Source organism: Pseudomonas sp. GW-45 (assembly GCF_056896675.1).
In genome coordinates, this window is the sequence record NZ_CM167674.1 from 3418864 (window position 1) to 3433104 (window position 14241).

The following is a 14241-nucleotide window of genomic DNA, read 5'->3' on the forward strand; positions in this document are numbered from 1 at the left end:
GAATCCCAATGCCTGTACCCGATTTATTTCTGCAAGGCGTCGCGCGCGGCTGGCAGGTTGTCGATGCCGCCACACTCGACGGCGAGACCACACTTGAAGCTGATGTGATCATCATTGGCACCGGCGCTGGTGGTGGCACCAGCGCAGAGATCCTGGCTCAAAGCGGTCTGAAGGTTTTGCTGGTAGAAGAAGGCTCACTAAAAACTTCCAGTGACTTCAAAAACGATGAAGCCAAAGCCTACGCCGACCTCTATCAAGAGGGCTTGTCCCGGGCCACGGCCGACGGCGGCATTGGCATTTTGCAGGGCCGCACCGTGGGTGGCACCACCACCGTGAATTGGACCAGCAGCTTTCGTACACCCGACCCCACGCTGGAGTACTGGGCGGCCGAGCACAGTGTCAAAGGTATGGATAGTCAAAGCCTGGCGCCTTGGTATGCACGTATGGAAGAGCGCCTAGGCGTAGCCCCCTGGGCTGTGCCACCCAACGCCAACAACGATGTGATTCGCCTCGGTTGCGAGAAACTGGGTTATCACTGGAAAATCATTCCGCGCAACGTACGCGGCTGCTGGAATCTGGGTTATTGCGGTACTGGCTGCCCAACCAACGCCAAGCAATCCATGCTGGTGACCACCATTCCTGCGGCACTGGAAAAAGGCGCCACCCTGGTGCACAGCGCGCGTGCCGAAAGCCTGGTATTCGAGGGTGATCGCGTGACGGAAGTGCTCTGCCGCGGTATGAACGCCACCCTCACCGCCGCCACTGGGCAGCGTTTGCGACTTCGCGGCAAACACATCGTATTGGCTGGCGGCGCCATCAACAGCCCAGCGCTGCTGCTGCGCGCAAAAGCACCGGACCCACACGGCAGACTCGGTAAGCGCACCTTTCTGCACCCAGTCAACATGACGCTGGCGCATTACGATCGCGACATCAATGGCTTTTACGGTGCCCCGCAATCGGTCTACTCCGATCACTTCCAATGGGATCAGGGCACCACAGGCCCGATGGGTTACAAGCTCGAAGTACCACCCATGCAGCCCAGCCTGATGTCAGCCATGATGGGCGGCTTGGGGCAGGAAAACCTGCAACGTATGAATGGGCTGGCGCAGAGCAACATTATGCTGGCGTTATTGCGTGATGGCTTTCACGAGCAAAGCCAGGGTGGCAGTGTGGCGTTGCGCGATAATGGCGACCCGGTACTGGATTACCCCCTGAATGATTACCTCTGGGACGGCGCACGCCGCGCCTACCTGAGCATGGGCGAAATTCAGTTCGCCGCTGGCGCCAAAAGCGTTATGCCAACCCATGCGCATGCCCGCGAAAGCCATAGCTGGGCTGATTTCAAGCAGCAGATCGCCGACCTGAGCTACCGCATTCACGACGTGCGCCTCGCCAGTGCTCACGTGATGGGTGGCTGCGCTATGGGTGAAGACCCCGCGCACGCGGTCGTCGACAGCCGCGGCCGTCATCATCAGCTGGACAATCTATCGGTACTCGATGGCTCACTATTCCCCACCAGTATCGGCGCCAACCCGCAGCTGTCGATCTACGGCATAGTCGCCAAACTGGCCTCGGGACTAGCCGCCGAGCTGGGTTAACCCAGCTCAGCTTTCCCAGCAACCTGCCAGCCTGATATATCAGTCAACGCTGGCAGGTTGCCGAAAACCGCATGCCGCGTCTCTGTTGCTGGGTTTTCGGCTGTCATTGGGCTACCATCTGCCTCTCACTTGGACAGCCGCAGGACCACGCCAAACATGAACACCGTACTCTATCCCGGCACCTTCGACCCGATCACCAAAGGCCACACCGACCTGGTCGAGCGTGCCTCGCGTTTGTTTGACCGCGTCGTGGTGGCAGTGGCCGCCAGCACCAAGAAGAATCCAGCGTTTACACTGGAACAGCGCGTGGACATGGCCAAGGTGGTTTTGGCGCACTTACCCAATGTCGAAGTAGTTGGCTTTTCCTCACTGTTGGCGCATTTCGTCAAGGACGTGAACGCCAATGTGCTACTGCGTGGCTTGCGTGCGGTGTCCGACTTTGAGTATGAATTCCAGCTGGCAAACATGAATCGCGTACTGGCTCCCGACGTGGAAAGCTTGTTTCTGACGCCATCGGAGCATTACTCCTACATCTCTTCTACGTTGGTGCGCGAGATTGCAGCACTCGGCGGCGACGTGACCAAGTTCGTGCATCCTGACGTGAACACAGCCCTGCTCAAACGTTACAAAAGCTGAGCGGCTATTGATGACCCGTCGCTTCCGCGGAGCCACTGAACCATGTCACTGATCATTACCGACGACTGCATCAACTGCGATGTTTGCGAGCCGGAGTGCCCTAACGGAGCCATCTCCCAGGGTGAAGAAATCTTCGTGATCGATCCCAACCTGTGCACCGAGTGCGTAGGTCATTTCGATGAACCCCAATGCCAGCAGGTCTGCCCAGTCGACTGCATTCCGCTCGACCCAGAGCACGTCGAAAGCAAAGATGAACTGATGGATAAGTACAAGATACTCACCGGCGAGGCGTAAGCATGAGCAAGCAGCAGAACTGGCTACCCCTGATCACAATCAGCTTGGTGGGCCTGCTGTCTGCCTCACCCTTGCACGCCGCTACAGCCCCCGGTCAGCAGGCCGTCGCCAGCGCTCACCCAATTGCCACTGCGGCAGGTCATACCGTTCTCGATCAAGGCGGCAACGCCTTTGATGCCGCTGTTGCGGTCGCAGCTACACTTGCAGTGGTGGAGCCCTACAGCTCCGGCCTCGGCGGCGGCGGCTTCTTCCTGCTGCGCCAACCGGGCAATGCCGATCAGCCCTACCGTTTTGTCGACGCCCGCGAGACCGCACCACTCAGCGCCAACCGTGATCTCTACCGTGACAGCGACGGCGTAGTGCAGCGCGACCCCGCTATCAACGGCCCCATGGCCGCCGGCATCCCCGGCGTACCCGCCGCTCTCGCGCATCTGGCCGAGTACTACGGCAAACTGCCGCTGAGCCAATCGCTCGCTCCCGCCATCGCCGCCGCCGAAAACGGCTTCGCCATCAGCGAGCATTACCGCACCCTGGCGGGCTATCGCCTTGAAGTCATGAATCGATACCCGGAAACCGACCGCATTTTCTTGCGTGATAGTCAGATTCCGCCCATCGGTACCGTTATTAAACAGCCAGAGCTGGCTGGCACTTTGCGTGCTATAGCGGCGAGTGGCCGTGATGGCTTCTATAAAGGCAAAGTAGGAGAGCTGCTGATAGAAGGCGTACGCACCGCCGGCGGTATCTGGCAGCAGGCCGACCTGGATGACTATAAGGTGATCGAGCGTAGCCCCATCCGTTTCAATGCTAGCGGTTATGAGGTCATTAGCGCGCCATTGCCTTCGGCTGGCGGCATTGCCCTAGCCGGCATACTGCAGGGGCTAGAGACGCTGCCAAAAGCCGAACCCGGCTCAGTACAGTGGACACATCAACTGGTCGAGTTAATGCGCCGCACCTATCGCGACCGCGCCGCGCTGCTGGGGGATAACGATTTTGTCGAGGTGCCAGTCAAACAGCTCACCTCCGCAGACTACGCCACCAAACTGGCCGCCAGCGTTGACCCGAAGCACGCCACTCGCAGCAGCGACCTTGGCCCGCTGATTAACTTTGTTGAAGGCGATCACACTACTCACTTCTCGCTAATAGACGCGGACGGCAACGCTGTCGCTGCGACTCTCAGCGTCAACCTGCCCTTCGGCGCGGCCTTCACTGTGCCCGGCACCGGCGTGCTGCTCAACAATGAAATGGACGATTTTGCGGCCGACCCTGCCGGCGTCAACGCCTATGGCCTGGCCGGCAGCGAAGCCAACGCCATTGCGCCCGGCAAGCGCCCACTCTCAAGCATGACCCCAACCATGCTGGAGAACGATCAGCAACTCGCCATACTCGGCACGCCCGGCGGCAGCCGCATCATCACCATGGTGCTGCTCGGCGCACTGGAAGCCGTGCAGGGCGAATCGGTCGAGCGCTGGGTGAGCCGCCCGCGCTTCCACCATCAGTACCTCCCGGACCACATTCAGGTAGAAGATGCCGCTTTCAGTGCCGAGCAGCAATCAGCACTCGAAGCGATGGGCCACCGCGTGGAGCCCGTAGGTAGGGATTACGGGAATATGCAGGCGGTGTCTTGGGATAAAAGCAGCAACCAGGTCACCGCAGCGAGCGATCCGCGCGGCATTGGTGAAGCCAATGTACAAAGGGTCAATGCCCGCTCAAACGGCCATAAAGCAGCAAAAACGGGCGCGATAGCTCAGTAATGGATGCCATGCTTCTGCAGAACCAGGGCACTCAGTGACTGTCGCCGTTCCGGCGGAGCCTTGATCAATACCCCATGGGAACAGGCATGGGTATGGTTACTTGTGTCGCCCCACCGCCGCCAATCCTAGACAAACTCTCTGCTTCGGCGACGTTGCTGTACACCTGCGCTATATCCAGAGAACCGTATTTTTGCTTTATCAGAGCAATATCCCTGTCAAACTCATTTTCCAGACCCACATTAAATGTGGCAAAGAGCACAGCAACAGAAGATTCTTTTATGAAGTGAAAATTCCCTGCATAGGTAGCGTCACCAGGCGAAATATCAAACCTGATACTGAAAGGATTCACCGGACCAGTGGATGCAACACCGCTCCCCACATACCAGGACGCAAACTCGTACTCTCCCGCAGGCAGCTCAACAGCAAATACGTTGCCTCTCAACCCGGGACTTTCAATATCCCAATCAAGCATGCTGGGTAGTAACAGGGCATGTTGAGCACCAATTTTCAACTTATTCCATTTGCTGCTTCCCACCTCCCGGAACATCATGGAGTGCTCGGAATATCTGCCTTTGTAGGTGACCGAAGCCAGCAAGAGTCCGTTGCCAGAGCTGCTGCTCAATTGATAATCAGTGGGCACATTACTCACTGCCGTGCAGGCTGAGAGCAATAAAAGAGTCAGTACCGCAAATACCTTAAATCCATTCATATTCTGCATCCCTGAGAAATCTGACTACCAAAAAACTATTGGCACAAAACCGAGCATCAACATTACAACAACTTCCGCAAATGACAACGCAGGCCGTATCTATAACCGCAAAACCTTCCCCACCCAGGCCAAAAATGGCCGTATTTCTCACGCAGCAGTGCCAAGCCCGGCCAAATCAAACCCTTTACCACCAGTTCATCGTAAAATCCGAGCGATTTTTCATCGATTCCTGTATATTGGCCGCCTGTTTTTCCACCCGGCTATCTGAGAGTGCCATGACTGACTTATCCCTTTACCGAAATATTGGTATCTTCGCCCACGTTGATGCCGGCAAAACCACCACCACGGAACGTATCCTCAAACTCACCGGCAAGATTCACAAGCTGGGCGAGGTTCACGAGGGTGAATCCACTACCGACTTCATGGAACAGGAAGCCGAGCGCGGCATTACTATTCAGTCCGCTGCTGTCAGCTGCTTCTGGAAAGGCCATCGTTTCAACGTCATCGACACCCCCGGTCACGTTGACTTCACCGTGGAAGTGTACCGTTCACTGAAAGTACTGGACGGCGGCATCGGCGTATTCTGTGGTTCCGGCGGCGTTGAGCCACAGTCCGAAACTAACTGGCGTTACGCGAACGACTCCAAAGTTTCCCGTCTGATCTTCGTCAACAAGCTTGACCGTATCGGTGCTGACTTCCTGCGCGTAACCGCTCAGGTAGAGAAAGTACTGGGCGCCAAGCCGTTGATCATGACCCTGCCAATCGGCCGCGAAGACACCTTCTCCGGTGTTGTAGACCTGCTGACTCGCAAGGCTTATGTCTGGGATGCTACCGGCCTGCCAGAAAACTACGAAATCACCGACATCCCAGCCGATATGGTTGACGACGTTGAAAAGCACCGCGACCAGATGGTCGAAATGGCGCTGGAAATGGACGACGACCTGTTGATGGCCTACATGGAAGGCGAAGAAGCCTCCATCGAGGACATCCAGCGTTGCATCCGCAAAGGTACTTTGGAACTGGCTTTCTTCCCGACTTACTGCGGCTCTGCCTTTAAGAACAAAGGCATGCAGTTGTTGCTGGACGCGGTTGTTGATTACCTGCCTGCACCGCAGGAAGTTAACCCGCAGCCTCTGACAGACGAAGAAGGTACACCTACTGGTAAGTTTGCCATCGTATCTCCAGATGAGCCTTTCCGCGCTCTGGCGTTCAAGATCATGGACGACCGTTTCGGCGCCCTGACCTTCGTGCGCATCTACTCCGGTCAACTGAACAAGGGTGATACCATCCTTAACTCCTTTACCGGCAAGTCCGAACGCGTTGGCCGCATGGTTGAAATGCAGGCGGATGAGCGTAACGAGCTGAGCTTCGCGACCGCGGGTGACATCATCGCCATCGTCGGCATGAAGAACGTGCAGACTGGTCACACTCTGTGTGATCCGAAGAACCCTTGCACCCTGGAAGCCATGGTGTTCCCAGAGCCCGTTATCTCTATCTCTGTTGAGCCGCGCGACAAAGGCTCCACCGAGAAGATGGGCGTTGCGATCGGCAAGATGGTTGCAGAAGATCCAACTTTCCGCGTTGAAACCGACATTGATTCCGGCGAAACCATCCTCCGTGGCATGGGCGAATTGCACCTGGACATCAAAGTCGACATTCTTCGCCGCACCTACGGCGTTGATCTGGTTGTAGGCCAGCCACAGGTTGCCTACCGCGAGACCATCACCCGAGAAATCGAAGACAGCTACACCCACAAGAAGCAGTCGGGTGGTTCTGGTCAGTACGGTAAGATCGACTACGTCATCAAGCCCGGCGAGCCAGGTTCCGGTTTTACCTTCAAGTCCAAAGTTGTGGGCGGTAACGTTCCGAAGGAATACTTCCCGGCCATCGAGAAGGGTTTCGCATCGCTGATGGGCACTGGCCCGCTGGCTGGCTTCCCGGTTCTGGACGTTGACTTCGAACTGACTGACGGTGGCTTCCACGCCGTTGACTCCTCGGCCATCGCGTTTGAAATCGCAGCCAAGGGCGCTTTCCGCCAGTCCATGCCGAAAGCCGGTCCTCAGATGCTTGAGCCGGTTATGAAAGTTGACGTGTTCACACCTGATGATCACGTAGGTGACGTTATCGGTGACCTGAACCGTCGTCGCGGCATGATCGCAGGCCAAGAAGCCGGTTCTACCGGTGTACGCATCAAGGCCGATGTACCGCTGGCAGAAATGTTTGGCTACATCAGCACCCTGCGTACCATGACCTCTGGTCGTGGTCAGTTCTCCATGGAGTTCTCGCACTATTCTCCATGCCCCGCGAACGTTGCGGAAACTGTGATCGCGAAAGAGAAAGAGAAGAAAGCAGCCAAAAACTAAGCATCTGCTTGGTTTTGGTAAGAGCAGGCAGTTTTGCCTGCTCTACTTGAAACGCCCAATGCGCCAGCGCATTGGGCGTTTTTCGTTGTACCCGCCTAATACTGTTTAACCACACCCCTGCAGAATACTCACGCCAGCAATATAGCCTGCGTGCTGAATCTCGCTGTGCGGTGCCTGCGCAAACGCCAAACAACATCAGAGCGACAGCCACGGTTAACGCATTGGAGAGGTAAAGAAAAAAGGGGGGGAGGTACAAAAAACTAGCAGCACAAAGCCAGTCAGCGCGATAACCATCAACGCTAACTGGCTGAGAGGAGTCGCCTTGCTCAGGCGGCTTTGAGCACCGCCGCTAACAGCATCAATCTGTTAGCGGCATGAGCATGGGAACAGGTCCCTAGTTCAGAGGTTCTCGTCTTGCTGCTTGCGGCCGTAGCCCGCGCGTGAACAGCCAAGGCAGCGAACGAAAGTCTCGGCACCGGGACGAATCACCAACTCACGACCCGCTTCACCGACATTGCCACCGGCAGCAGAGAACGGCAGGCTGACCACAAAGGCAGCGGCGCCGACAGCAGTGACGGCCAGCAGCATAGGCCGTGCGATAATCAGGTCACCCATCATGGCTAAATAGCCGGGCTTTTCTTCCTGATAGGAGTTGTAGTTGTCCGCAGCCATGACGCTGACACTCATCAGCAAGCCGGCAGCTAAAGCGGTAGTTTGACGTAACAGGCGCATATTAAATCCCTGGTTGTGGCCCGAAAGGCGTTGATCTTGTTGCACGACCCTTTTTCCTGTGAGTCGTTGGTATCACACTCCATTGTAGGCACATTCCACAGGTTTCGGAACGTGGCACACTGAAATTAGCCTGCATGCTGCGGTATTACTGGGCTTGGCGCAGATCAGAACGCCATTTTAACGCTGACATTGACGACAAAACACCGAGCTGCGCTGCCCCAGTCGCACCTCACTTAACGTGGTGCCACACAGCTTGCACAGCTGGCCTGGGCGCCCATATACAAAAAGCTCTTGTTTGAAATAGCCCGGCTGGCCGTCGCCGCCAACGAAATCTCGCAGTGTGGTGCCGCCACGCTCAATGGCATGCGCGAGTATGCGTTTGATCTCATCAGCCAGCTTGAGATAACGCGCCCGACTGATACGGCCTGCCTCGCGACGCGGATCGATACCTGCAGCAAATAGCGCTTCACTGGCGTAAATATTACCCACCCCGACCACCACGGCGTTATCCATGATGAAAGGTTTCACCGCCACACCTTTGCCGCGCGACAGCTGGTACAAGCGCTCACCATCAAAGTCTGTCGAAAGCGGCTCAGGGCCCAGCTTGGCCAGCAGCTTATGCGGCTCACCCGCGCGCGCCCAGAGTATCGCCCCGAAGCGCCGCGGATCGGTATAACGCAGCGCCATACCCGAATCCAGCTCGATATCCACGTGCTCGTGCTTGGCAGCCGGGGTGCCTACCGGCACAACGCGCATATTGCCTGACATACCCAGGTGAGCGATCAAGGTACCGCCGCCAATCTGCATCAACAGGTATTTAGCCCTGCGCTCGATGCGCTCAAAACGCTGACCTTCAATCTGAATTGCCAGATCTTCCGGTATAGGCCAGCGCAAGCGACGCTCTCGCACGATCAAGCGCGTGACGGTTTGACCTTCCAAATGCGGAGCGATACCGCGTCGCGTGGTTTCGACTTCAGGTAATTCGGGCATTCAGGATTGCTGCCAGTAGGTAAAGAAGATCAACAACAATAACAGCGGCATGACGCTAAGGACAAAACGCCCGTTCCAACCGAATGCCACACGGAATGGCGTCTCGCCGCTGTAACGCGAAAGAATCAAAGTGGACGGGCCAAAAGGCGAGAAAATCATCGCCAGCGAGAAGCCACACATCAAGCCAACCGCCGGCGTCATGATGGGTACGCCCAGCAGCGCCAACTGCGCCAGCAATCCAGCAATCAGCGACAAAGAAACAATTGGTGCCAGGCCCAGCACCGCCAAGAGGATGGTGCTGAACAAGCTGCCAACCGCCAGCAACAAGTTATATTTTGGCTCGTGCGCCAACCAAGTAGCGATCTCTTCCAATGGCGCCACTGCGCCAAGCACCCCACCAAGCAACGCCGCACAACCAAAGATGAACATCTCGTTGTGCATACTCGCCATGTTGTCGGTGACTTCCTCCAACACTGTGCGCGGCGAGCGATCACGCCACAGCAAATAGCTGATGACGCCGAATGGCACCAGCACCATGGCCGACTGAGAGGCAGTCAGCATGGTCAGCGACGCCAGCACGCCGATGGAACCCAGCCCTATCAAGCTGCCAAACAACAACTGCAGCATGCCATCGGCCTTGGTGGTGTCGCCTATATTGTCGCGCAGCTCTAGCAAACCGCGAGTTTCTCGCCGCCAGCCGACCACTATCATCATCAGCGCCGCGACCGCGCCATAGGGCACCATGGTGCTCCAGGATTGCTCGGGCATTTCCCGCGAAATGATAGCGATAGTCACGCTGGTCGGCGCCAACAAGGGCACCAATGCAAAGCCCCGCAGGGTGGTCACCATCACGCTGCGTAAACCGGCTCGACGCTGATCATCAGTCAAAGGGTAGCGCTTCAGATGCTCAGTCAGGGTGCCGCACAACAGGTTCATCATGCCGAAGTTAAGGATCGACCCAATACTGCCTGCGGTTAGCACGTAGCGCGGATACAACACCACCTTGGAGCCGGAAAGCAGTGCCTTGTGCAACTCACGCAGCTGCGGCAACCGCTGAGCCAGTAGCTGCATCAGGCCGAGTGCGCCCAGGAAGCTGGTGTAATAAGCCACCGAACTGGCTAGCTTGGGCCACAGCTCAGCTTCAGGCTGCGCGAGAAAGACAGACGCCAGCAGAATCGCCAAGGTGGCTATGCCGAGCCAACGCGGATAGGGATTGAGCCGATTGAAGTAAAGCAAAAAATACAAAGCAAAGGCTGCGGCAGCCCCCCAACTGAACCAATGCAACTGAGTCAGGAGACCAACCAACTCGAGTGCTACCCCAAGTGGTAGCAGCACCGTCGCTTTCACGGCAGGTCCTTGCGGTAGGCACCTTTCTTGAATACGCCGTCGCCAAAGCCCAGCAATTTGCCATCCTGATCAAGCAGGTCGCAACTGGCCATGAAGACCTTGTGACCGCCGCTGCGGCAAGTGGCGACCGCGCGTACCCGGTTGCCTGCTTGCGCCGTGGCGGAGAAATTGGTGTTAAGCGACAAGGTAATGGCCACCCGGCGCTCATCAGGTGATTCCGCCCAAGTGCCACACAGGCCCATAGCAATATCCAGCAAACTGGCAGTAACGCCGCCGTGCAAATTACTGGCATTGTTCATGTGTTTTTCGGTCAGCGTAAGCGCAACTACGGCGCGCCCCTGGCCGTACTCTTCAAGCTCTGCGCCCAACTCTTGAAAGAAACCGGTAACGGTACGGGCAACGGCTTGACGTTCGTCTTGATTCACGGGTGCAACACCTTTTATTCACTACACTCGATGGGATAACGACAGTCTGGGCAGCACAGGGACTTGCCGCGCGCTTGACTGCCTCGACAGCCGATAATTATGGCACAAGCGAAGTGGTTAAGACTGTCGCCAAACTTGCACTCACAAGGTACAGGATTTAATCTCGCTGCACATTAAACGAAATACTGTTTCGCCATGCGAAACCTAGCAAAGACTTAACGAACAATTCAGGAGTCACTCATGTTCAATCGGATTGGTGTCATCGGCGCCGGCGCCATGGGCCGTGGTATTGCCCAACTGTTCGCCAGTAGCGGTCAGCAGGTTCAACTGTTCGACACCCGCGCCGAAGCCATCGAAGATGCCCTGCAGTTCAACCGCAACCTGCTGCAACGTGCGCAGGCCAAGGGCAAGATGACCGAAGCCGAGCTAAACGCCACCATTGCCCGCATGCAGCCCGCGCAAAAACTCGAAGATCTGAAAGATTGCGACTTGGTGATTGAAGCCATCGTCGAGTTGCTGGACGTAAAGCAGAAGTTGTTTGCCGATCTCGAAGCTATTGTGCGCGACGACTGCGTGCTGGCTACCAACACTTCGTCGCTCTCTGTCACGCGCATTGCTAGCAGCGCCAAGCATCCGGGACGCGTCGCAGGCTTCCACTTCTTCAATCCCGTACCACTGATGAAGATTGTCGAGGTAGTGCGCGGCGAGCGTACCGACGAACGTGTGATCGAAGGTCTGGTCGAGCTTGCCAACATCTCCGGCCACTTTCCGGCCATCACCCCCGACACCCCCGGTTTTCTGGTCAACCACGCTGGCCGTGCTTTTGGCACCGAAGCGCTGCGCATCCTTAGCGAAGGCGTGGCGACGCCCTCACAGATTGACCGCATCCTGCGTGACGGTCCCGGCTTTCGCATGGGGCCATTTGAACTGTTCGACCTGACCGGTCTGGACGTTTCACACGCGGTGATGGAGTCAGTCTACGAGCAGTTCTATCACGACCCGCGCTACACCCCCTCTTTCATTGCCGCGCAGCGTGTGGCCGCGGGCTTGCTGGGCCGCAAGACCGGCCAAGGCTTCTATCGTTACGAAGATGGCCAGAAAATTGAACCTGCCGAACAGCAGCCCGAGACGGTGCTGATTAACCGTCCATTTTGGCTAGAGACCGATGACGACGCGCTACGCAATCAGGTCAGCGACGTGCTGACCAGTGCAGGCGCTGAATTGGAGACAGGTACCAAACCTTCGGACGATGCTATTTGCCTGATCACCCCGCTGGGAGATGACTGCAGCACCGCCCTGACCCAACTGGGGCTACCTGCCGAACGCACACTGGCACTCGACAGTTTTGTACAATGGGACAAGCGCCGCACCCTGATGCGCCAGCCTGCCGCCAACGCAGAAGTAGTAGCCCAAGCTCGCCAGGCGCTCAGCGCAGATGGCGTGCCTGTCGAAGTGATCAACGATTCAGCCGGCTTTGTAGTTCAGCGCCTGATCGCCAGCGTCGTCAATCTTGGCTGCGAAATCGTGCAAAAAGGCATCGCTACTCCGCAAACGCTGGACCGCGCAATTCAACTAGCTCTGGGCTACCCCAAAGGCCCGCTGGCGTTCGGTGAGCATTATGGCGAAGCCAACATACTTGCTGTACTCAATAATCTGCAGGCCGTTTACGGCGAGCCGCGCTACCGTCCCAGCCCATGGCTGCGCCGCCGCGTCCAACTTGATCTGCCTTTGACCACACCCGATTTTCAGGAGTAAGACATGACTGCCTATATCTATGATGGCCTGCGTTCGCCTTTCGGTCGCCACGCCGGAGCCCTTGCCAGTGTTCGCCCCGACGATCTGCTCGCCAGCGTCATGAGCGCGCTAATCAAACGCAACCCCTTCGAAGGCAAAGATTACGAAGACGTGATCATGGGCTGCACCAACCAGGCCGGCGAAGATGCGCGTAACATCGCCCGCCATGCTGGCCTGATGAGCGGTTTACCCGCGGAAGTAGCAGGCATCACCGTCAACCGTCTGTGCGGTTCCGGCCTGGCTGCCGTTATCGATGCTTCCCGCGCCGTTAAGGCTGGCGAAGGTCAGCTGTTTGTTGCTGGCGGCGCCGAGAGCATGAGCCGTGCACCTTTCGTTATCGCCAAGAGCGAAAGCGCCTACTCGCGTGACTTCCGCGCCTTCGATAGCACCATTGGTGCGCGCTTCCCGAATCCACGCGTAGAAGAGGCTTTTGGCGACGACACCATGCCGCAGACCGCCGATAACGTCGCGGCTGACGTTGGCATCAGCCGCGAAGAAGCCGACACCTACGCCGCCCGCAGCCAGGCATTGTATGAAGCCGCTCGTGCCGACGGCTTCTTCACCGATGAAATCCTGCCAATCGAAGTATCCCAAGGCCGTAAAAAGCCCGCCAAGGTAGTCGATCAGGACGAACACCCTCGCCCAAGCAGCGACCTCGCTGCCCTTAGCGGTCTGCGCCCGCTGTTCAAAGACGGCGTGGTCACTGCTGGCAACGCTTCCGGCGTGAACGACGGTGCCGCCGCGCTACTGATTGGCGATGCGGCCATCGGCGAAAAGTACAACATCAAGCCACGCGCCAAGATACTCGCCGGCGCCGTATCGGGTGTCGCACCACGCGTCATGGGCTTGGGCCCGGTCGAGGCCTGCAAAAAAGCCTTGAGCCGCGCCGGGTTGACCCTGGACGACATGGACGTCATCGAAATCAATGAAGCCTTTGCCTCTCAAGTACTGGGCTGCGCCAAGCAACTGGGCATCGCCTTTGACGATCCACGCCTGAACCCCAATGGTGGTGCCATCGCCGTCGGCCACCCACTGGGTGCATCGGGCGCACGTCTGACGCTGACCGCACTGCGCCAGCTTGAGCGTACCGGCAAGCGCTATGCACTGGTCAGCCTGTGCATCGGCCTGGGCCAAGGTGTGGCTGCGGTTATCGAGCGCGTCTAAGCGACCCAGCACACCGAGGGCAGGCCACAGTTCAGCCTGCCCTCGGCTTCTGCTAAGGTGACGCCAGCGAACACGCCTCCCTTAGTGACACAGAGACAATTGAATGCAGGCCAATAACGTATTTGAATGGCTGGGCCAGGTTTTTGGCACCGTCATCCGCTTTATCATCGACAGCCTGGTCTGGCTGTTTACGATTCTGAGCAATGCCAGCTCAGACTTCGTCAACGGCTTTGCCCGCGCCCTGGGCGTAGACAGCAGTCTGCTCAGCATCGCCGCCGTGATCCTCGGGCTCTGCCTGATCTACGTTGGCGTGCGAGCCTTTATGCGCAGCAAGATCATTCTCGGTATCGTCTGGATACTGCTAGGCCTGTGGTTACTCAGCGCGTTAATGAACTGAGTCCTGGCGGCTGAATCTGTCGCCTTGCACCAAGCGTTACC

General features: G+C 57.4%; 13 protein-coding genes. 8 read left to right on the plus strand and 5 right to left on the minus strand.

The window, feature by feature from the left end; genetic code table 11:
• The first annotated feature begins 8 nt into the window (after positions 1–8).
• The 4 genes from AC1XYH_RS16125 (at position 9) to ggt (ending at position 4279) form a co-directional block, all read left to right on the plus strand.
• Positions 9–1598 (plus strand): GMC family oxidoreductase, encoded by a 1590-nt coding sequence (locus tag AC1XYH_RS16125; protein WP_483324135.1) that lies wholly within the window; start codon positions 9–11, stop codon positions 1596–1598.
• Positions 1599–1754: 156 nt separating this feature from the next.
• On the plus strand, positions 1755–2234 hold the full coding sequence (coaD, locus tag AC1XYH_RS16130) for a pantetheine-phosphate adenylyltransferase (RefSeq protein WP_483324136.1): 480 nt from the start codon (positions 1755–1757) through the stop codon (positions 2232–2234).
• Between the two features lie 42 nt (positions 2235–2276).
• Positions 2277–2528, plus strand: a complete 252-nt coding sequence (locus tag AC1XYH_RS16135) for a YfhL family 4Fe-4S dicluster ferredoxin (RefSeq protein WP_483324137.1) — start codon at positions 2277–2279, stop codon at positions 2526–2528.
• 2 nt (positions 2529–2530) lie between these two features.
• Positions 2531–4279, plus strand: a complete 1749-nt coding sequence (ggt, locus tag AC1XYH_RS16140; RefSeq protein WP_483324138.1) for a gamma-glutamyltransferase — start codon at positions 2531–2533, stop codon at positions 4277–4279.
• 64 nt (positions 4280–4343) lie between these two features.
• Here ggt and AC1XYH_RS16145 read toward each other — a convergent pair whose 3' ends face one another.
• On the minus strand, positions 4344–4988 hold the full coding sequence (locus AC1XYH_RS16145; protein ID WP_483324139.1) for a hypothetical protein: 645 nt from the start codon (positions 4986–4988) through the stop codon (positions 4344–4346).
• A 275-nt stretch (positions 4989–5263) separates the two neighbouring features.
• Between AC1XYH_RS16145 and fusA the strand changes: the two genes are divergently transcribed.
• A complete protein-coding gene (gene fusA / locus AC1XYH_RS16150) occupies positions 5264–7351 on the plus strand; it encodes an elongation factor G (protein ID WP_483324140.1) in 2088 nt (695 codons plus the stop codon).
• Between the two features lie 399 nt (positions 7352–7750).
• On the opposite strand, the gene AC1XYH_RS16155 is transcribed toward fusA, so the two are convergent.
• The 4 genes from AC1XYH_RS16155 to AC1XYH_RS16170 all read right to left on the minus strand — a co-directional run bounded on the left by AC1XYH_RS16155 (position 7751) and on the right by AC1XYH_RS16170 (position 10845).
• Positions 7751–8083, minus strand: a complete 333-nt coding sequence (locus tag AC1XYH_RS16155) for a multidrug transporter (protein ID WP_483324141.1) — start codon at positions 8081–8083, stop codon at positions 7751–7753.
• A gap of 177 nt (positions 8084–8260) precedes the next feature.
• Positions 8261–9073 (minus strand): bifunctional DNA-formamidopyrimidine glycosylase/DNA-(apurinic or apyrimidinic site) lyase, encoded by an 813-nt coding sequence (gene mutM, locus AC1XYH_RS16160; RefSeq protein WP_483324142.1) that lies wholly within the window; start codon positions 9071–9073, stop codon positions 8261–8263.
• Positions 9074–10420: a hypothetical protein gene (locus AC1XYH_RS16165; RefSeq protein WP_483324143.1), complete on the minus strand. Its 1347-nt coding sequence runs from the start codon at positions 10418–10420 to the stop codon at positions 9074–9076.
• Positions 10417–10845: a PaaI family thioesterase gene (locus AC1XYH_RS16170; protein WP_483324144.1), complete on the minus strand. Its 429-nt coding sequence runs from the start codon at positions 10843–10845 to the stop codon at positions 10417–10419. The genes AC1XYH_RS16165 and AC1XYH_RS16170 overlap by 4 nt, the downstream gene beginning before the upstream one ends.
• A 240-nt stretch (positions 10846–11085) precedes the next feature.
• On the opposite strand from AC1XYH_RS16170, the gene AC1XYH_RS16175 reads away from it, so the two are divergent.
• From AC1XYH_RS16175 to AC1XYH_RS16185, 3 genes are all read left to right on the plus strand, one after another.
• On the plus strand, positions 11086–12600 hold the full coding sequence (locus AC1XYH_RS16175) for a 3-hydroxyacyl-CoA dehydrogenase (RefSeq protein ID WP_483324145.1): 1515 nt from the start codon (positions 11086–11088) through the stop codon (positions 12598–12600).
• 3 nt (positions 12601–12603) lie between these two features.
• A complete protein-coding gene (locus AC1XYH_RS16180; protein ID WP_483324146.1) occupies positions 12604–13803 on the plus strand; it encodes a 3-oxoadipyl-CoA thiolase in 1200 nt (399 codons plus the stop codon).
• A gap of 103 nt (positions 13804–13906) precedes the next feature.
• Complete coding sequence (locus tag AC1XYH_RS16185) at positions 13907–14200, plus strand: hypothetical protein (protein ID WP_483324147.1); 294 nt, start codon at positions 13907–13909, stop codon at positions 14198–14200.
• Positions 14201–14241 lie beyond the last annotated feature (41 nt).

Bases quoted from the DNA above. Each gene is read 5' to 3' on its own strand.
- AC1XYH_RS16125 (WP_483324135.1), top strand. From the start codon at position 9: ATGCCTGTACCCGATTTATTTCTGCAAGGCGTCGCGCGCGGCTGGCAG.
- AC1XYH_RS16180 (WP_483324146.1), top strand. From the start codon at position 12,604: ATGACTGCCTATATCTATGATGGCCTGCGTTCGCCTTTCGGTCGCCAC.
- ggt (WP_483324138.1), top strand. From the start codon at position 2,531: ATGAGCAAGCAGCAGAACTGGCTACCCCTGATCACAATCAGCTTGGTG.
- AC1XYH_RS16185 (WP_483324147.1), top strand. From the start codon at position 13,907: ATGCAGGCCAATAACGTATTTGAATGGCTGGGCCAGGTTTTTGGCACC.
- AC1XYH_RS16175 (WP_483324145.1), top strand. From the start codon at position 11,086: ATGTTCAATCGGATTGGTGTCATCGGCGCCGGCGCCATGGGCCGTGGT.
- AC1XYH_RS16135 (WP_483324137.1), top strand. From the start codon at position 2,277: ATGTCACTGATCATTACCGACGACTGCATCAACTGCGATGTTTGCGAG.
- fusA (WP_483324140.1), top strand. From the start codon at position 5,264: ATGACTGACTTATCCCTTTACCGAAATATTGGTATCTTCGCCCACGTT.
- coaD (WP_483324136.1), top strand. From the start codon at position 1,755: ATGAACACCGTACTCTATCCCGGCACCTTCGACCCGATCACCAAAGGC.
- AC1XYH_RS16145 (WP_483324139.1), bottom strand. From the start codon at position 4,988: ATGAATGGATTTAAGGTATTTGCGGTACTGACTCTTTTATTGCTCTCA.
- AC1XYH_RS16155 (WP_483324141.1), bottom strand. From the start codon at position 8,083: ATGCGCCTGTTACGTCAAACTACCGCTTTAGCTGCCGGCTTGCTGATG.
- mutM (WP_483324142.1), bottom strand. From the start codon at position 9,073: ATGCCCGAATTACCTGAAGTCGAAACCACGCGACGCGGTATCGCTCCG.